This window comes from Synechococcus sp. WC101 (assembly GCF_047461555.1).
Taxonomy (GTDB): Bacteria; Cyanobacteriota; Cyanobacteriia; order Thermostichales; family Thermostichaceae; genus Thermostichus.
Genome location: NZ_JANSHG010000186.1, coordinates 1 through 4,173, shown reverse-complemented (window position 1 = coordinate 4,173; position 4,173 = coordinate 1). Strand labels below are relative to the sequence as shown.

Sequence of the window (4,173 nt, the reverse complement as noted above, 5' to 3'; positions counted from 1 at the left end):
GGTTCCAGGCTGGAGCGCACCCGCAGCTTGACGCCGTAGTTGCGGGCAATCTCCACCGAGCGGGGGTGGAGCACCTGCGCCCCCAGGCTGGCCAGCTCCAGCATCTCGTCGGCGGTAATCTCCGGCAACAGCCTGGCCTCGGGTACCTTGCGCGGGTCGGTGGTAAAGATCCCCGGCACATCGGTGTAGATCTCACACAGCTCTGCCCCCAAAGCCACCGCCAAGGCCACCGCTGTGGTGTCCGATCCCCCCCGCCCCAGGGTGGTGATCTCCAGCTCCGCCGGGCTGGTGATGCCCTGAAACCCGGCCACCACCACCACCTCTCCCCGCTCTAGGTGTTGCCAGAGGCGGTCGGTGTGGATGTGCAAAATGCGGGCCCGCCCGTGATCCCGGGTGGTGACGATGCCCACCTGGGCCGCCGTCAAGGAGAGGGCAGGGTAGCCCAAGCGCTGCAGCGCCAACGCCAGCAGGGCAATGCTTACCTGCTCGCCCGTGGAAAGGAGCATGTCCCACTCCCGCCACTGGGCCGGCGTGGTCGGGGATCCCTGCAAGATCTGCTCCCCCAGCTCCACGAGGCGGTCGGTTTCGTCCCCCATGGCCGAGACCACCACCACCACCCGCTGCCCCCGATCCACCGTGTGGGCCACCCGCTGGGCCACGGCTTGGATGCGCTCGATGGAGCCGACGGAGGTGCCGCCGTACTTCTGGACAATTAAACCCGCTTGCATGGCTTGGGCTGAGCTGGTTGGACGTGGTTTGGATCCTACCCCGAACTAGGCCAAGGCCAGCCAGCTTTGCAAAAAGGGCGGCACCGGCAGCAGGATCAGCACCAGCAGCGTCAGCATCCCCAGCCCCAGCAGATCCCGCCCCTCGTCCAGCTCCGTGACGTCGTTGAGGGCCGGCTCGTCGGCGCTGGAGATGACAAACAGCAGCAGCGCCCACAAGAGTAGCCAGGGCTGGACCGTCAAAGCCAACAGCAGCACCAGCCAGCGAGTCACTCGCCCCACATTGGCCCCCATCTGCTGGCCATAGATGGCGTGGACAATGTGGCCCCCATCCAGTTGGCCCACCGGCACCAGGTTAAACGCGATCACCACCAGGCCCAGCCAGCCGGCAAAGGCCAGCGGGTGCAGATCGATCACCTGGCCCGGCTGCAACTGATCCCCCAGCACCATACGCGCCAAGATCGCCAGCAGCACCGAGAGGCGTGGGTCGATGCGATGGAAGCTAATTGGGGTGGGCTGCCCCTCCGGCACCGCCGGCGGATCCCCAGGCGCCGAAAAGGACAGCCCCAGCAGCAACATCGCCAAAGCAACCAGGCTGCCCGCCAGCGGCCCGGCAATGGCAATATCAAACAACACCTTGCGGTTGGGCACCGGCTCTTTCAGCTCGATGAAAGCCCCGAAAGTTCCTAACACAAAGGGCACCGGGATGAAATAGGGCAGCGAGGTTTTGATGCCGTGGCGGCGGGCCACCCAGTAGCGGATCCCCTCATGGGATCCCAGAATGGCCAGGATCCCAACTGCGTAGGGCAACCCCTTCAGCAGAGACGGGAGATGCAGCAGCCGGTCAGGGCCGACCCCAGCCGCCTGGGCCCCGGCAGTGAGAGTCGTCCAAAAGGTAAACAGCAGCAGCCCCAGCGCCAGCAGAGGCCACTCCTGCTGACGGGTTAGGGAGCGCCGTGCCGCCGGGTTGGGCACCAAGGCAAAAAAAGGCTTGCCGGCAAACCCCTCCTGCAGCACCACCAAGAAGCGTTTGCCAAAAGTGTTTTCTACATTGCGCTGCACCCGCTCATAGGCTTCCGTGGGATCCGCCCGCAAATTGCCGCGGCAGATGATGGCCTGGGGACGGTACTCCACGCTTTGCAAATAAAAAACATTCCAGGGGAAGCAGTGGTTGAGCTTTTCTCGCGGCACCTCCGAGATGGGGGTGTGGACAAGAGCCGCCGAGGCCAGATCTGCAGCACTGTCCTCCTTTTCTTCCTCTGCTTCAAGCAAAGACTCGCGATCCGATCCCGCAACCGGCGAGGTGTTTTCCGCCCCCGGTTGAGAGCCTGCCGTTGGAGGTCGGAGGCGCCCCCGGCGTACCAAAGTCATGCTGGTAAAATAGGAAGCCAGAAACAGCCCCAACATGAGCAGGGGGGGCATTTCGTACTGAAACACCTGACGCCCCAGCACCCAGATCAAAGGGGGCATCATCATCACCAGCCACAGGATCCGCCAGGGCACCTTGGAGAGGCGGGCCACACTTTTTTGCAGCAGCAGGTAGGTTGCAGAACCCACCAGTGCCAACAGGATCCAATCTGCCATGAGTTGCAAAAAACAGAGGAGAACACCTCTACCAAGCTAGCGGCAAACCCAATCTCCCTGCTATGGCCAGCAGGGGGGATCCCTCAAGAGCCAAACTTTTGCTTGGCCTGCTCGTAAACTGCCACTGTGATCTTCTGGATCCCGGCTTCGCGGGCAAACTGTTCAATCTTCTTACGGGCAGCCGGACGCACAAAGAAGGGGATTTCTTTAAGGCGCGCCTCTGCTTCTGGCGTCCACTCTATCGCTTCGTCCATCCCCCCTGCCCTCAACGCAACATCCACGCCGGCAGGAGAGTGTGCCCTGTCATGCCTCGCAGGGTGAAATAGACAAACAGCAGCAACAGCAGGGATCCCAGCACAACCAGGGCTGCCGAGGTCGGACTTTTGCGGTACAGGTTAACAAAAGGCTGTAAGCCAGCCCAGATCCCCCCCAGCAAGACGGTAATGAAGTAGGTAGGGTAGCGGGAGACATTCTCCACAAATTGATCTTCCAGTCGACGAGGAGGCTGCGGCTGTGGCATGGGCAGATCGCAATCCAACAACTTCCCCTCAGTTTGCCACAGAGACCGGTTTCTGTCCCCCCGGCTGAAGAGGGATAGGAACCAGGGGGAAGCCGCCCAGGCTCAGAACCGCGAGAACCTGATATGGTAGGCGTTATCCTGCCTGCTTAGCTCAGCCCAGCCACCCACTCTCTGGCCTGATGCGAGAATTGCCCCCCGATGCCCTCAATCGCGCCGGTGACCTGCTTGGGGAACAGACCCTGGCGCTGATGCGCGTCCAGGAGGCTTTGGATCAACTGGAGGCAGCCATTCTCAGCAGTCCTCGTCTGTTCTGGTCTCGCACCCTTATCGACGAAGAGAAGATCCTGGAGCAGTTGGACTTCATCCGCCTCAACCTGCCCACAGCCTTGGAGGAAGCCGAGGAGGTGCTGCGCCAGCGGGATCAGATTTTGGCCGAGGCCCATCGCTACGCCCAAGAGATCGTGGCCATGGCCCAGCGCCGAGCCGAGCAGCTTGTGAGCGAATCCACCATCCTCCGCCAGGCTCAAGCTCAGGCGGAACAGTTGTTGCGGCAAACCTACCAACAGAGCGAGGAGGTGCGGCGACAGACGCTGCAGGAGTCGGAGCGCCTACAACGGGAGGCCCATCATTACGTGGATCAGGTTTTGCAAGACCTAGAGCTGCGGCTGTTGGAGTCTCTGCGGGTGATCCGCAACGGGCGACAAAACCTTCAGACCTAAATTTGTGCTCGACCAGAGAGTGTTCATCGGTTCAGTTTTAGGCCAATATAATAAGGTAGCATCCGGGCTTCTTTACCCTGCGGATCTGTGGTAACCAAACTAACCTCCGCCAGGAAAGACGAAGACAAGTCTCGGATGGGCGGCCAGGAACTCGACGCGCTGTAGATTGCTGCTGCAGGCAAGGAACCTCGAGCTTTTGTGGCAAGCTGGCGCAGTTCTCCCTTCGCTTAACTGAGAGCGTGTGTTCCTCTTCTCAGCGATTGCCCCAACATTGGACTCATCGAGCTACCTTCCGCGGCGGGCTCTGTCCTCAGCCTGCGAGTTCCGGCTTTTACCCCTTTTGGGGAACCACTCAGTCGTCTAGGAGATTCTATGACCATTGAACCGAAAGCCCGTAAGAACCGCGAAAATGCCAACTCCCGTTCCCGCAGCCGTCGCCGTGAATCGGCCAAAGGGATCAAAGGGGCCAATCCAGCCGCCAGCCTCTCCCTGCCGAAGTTGATCCAAGAGAATGCTGTGCTCCAATCTCGCAGCCAGTTGTTGCTGATGTACAGCGACTTCCAAACCGAAATGCCCAACGACGGCAAAACCGGCGTTGGCACCTGGCTGCAGAACCGCCTCAAGG

At 61.2% G+C, this 4,173-nt stretch carries 6 protein-coding genes; 2 read left to right on the top strand and 4 right to left on the bottom strand.

Annotated features, from left to right (window positions below):
• The 4 genes from NW809_RS11070 to NW809_RS11055 all read right to left on the bottom strand — a co-directional run.
• Positions 1 to 728, bottom strand: a 728-nt coding sequence (locus NW809_RS11070; RefSeq protein ID WP_414402146.1) for an aspartate kinase, incomplete at its 3' end; no start/stop codon positions are given.
• A gap of 45 nt (positions 729 to 773) precedes the next feature.
• Complete coding sequence (locus NW809_RS11065; RefSeq protein ID WP_414402145.1) at positions 774 to 2,309, bottom strand: site-2 protease family protein; 1,536 nt, start codon at positions 2,307 to 2,309, stop codon at positions 774 to 776.
• An 83-nt stretch (positions 2,310 to 2,392) separates the two neighbouring features.
• Positions 2,393 to 2,563, bottom strand: coding sequence for a PCP reductase family protein (locus tag NW809_RS11060; RefSeq protein ID WP_011430576.1), 171 nt, complete (start codon positions 2,561 to 2,563; stop codon positions 2,393 to 2,395).
• A gap of 11 nt (positions 2,564 to 2,574) precedes the next feature.
• Positions 2,575 to 2,829 carry a DUF751 family protein gene (locus tag NW809_RS11055; RefSeq protein WP_041439081.1) on the bottom strand — a complete coding sequence of 85 codons (255 nt, stop codon included), beginning with the start codon at positions 2,827 to 2,829 and terminating at the stop codon, positions 2,575 to 2,577.
• A gap of 179 nt (positions 2,830 to 3,008) precedes the next feature.
• On the opposite strand from NW809_RS11055, the gene NW809_RS11050 reads away from it, so the two are divergent.
• The gene (locus NW809_RS11050; protein ID WP_414402144.1) at positions 3,009 to 3,548 is read left to right on the top strand and encodes an ATP synthase F0 subunit B; all 540 of its coding nucleotides are present in this window, start codon (positions 3,009 to 3,011) and stop codon (positions 3,546 to 3,548) included.
• A 372-nt stretch (positions 3,549 to 3,920) separates the two neighbouring features.
• The coding region (locus NW809_RS11045) for a hypothetical protein (RefSeq protein WP_414402143.1) at positions 3,921 to 4,173 on the top strand (253 nt) is incomplete at its 3' end.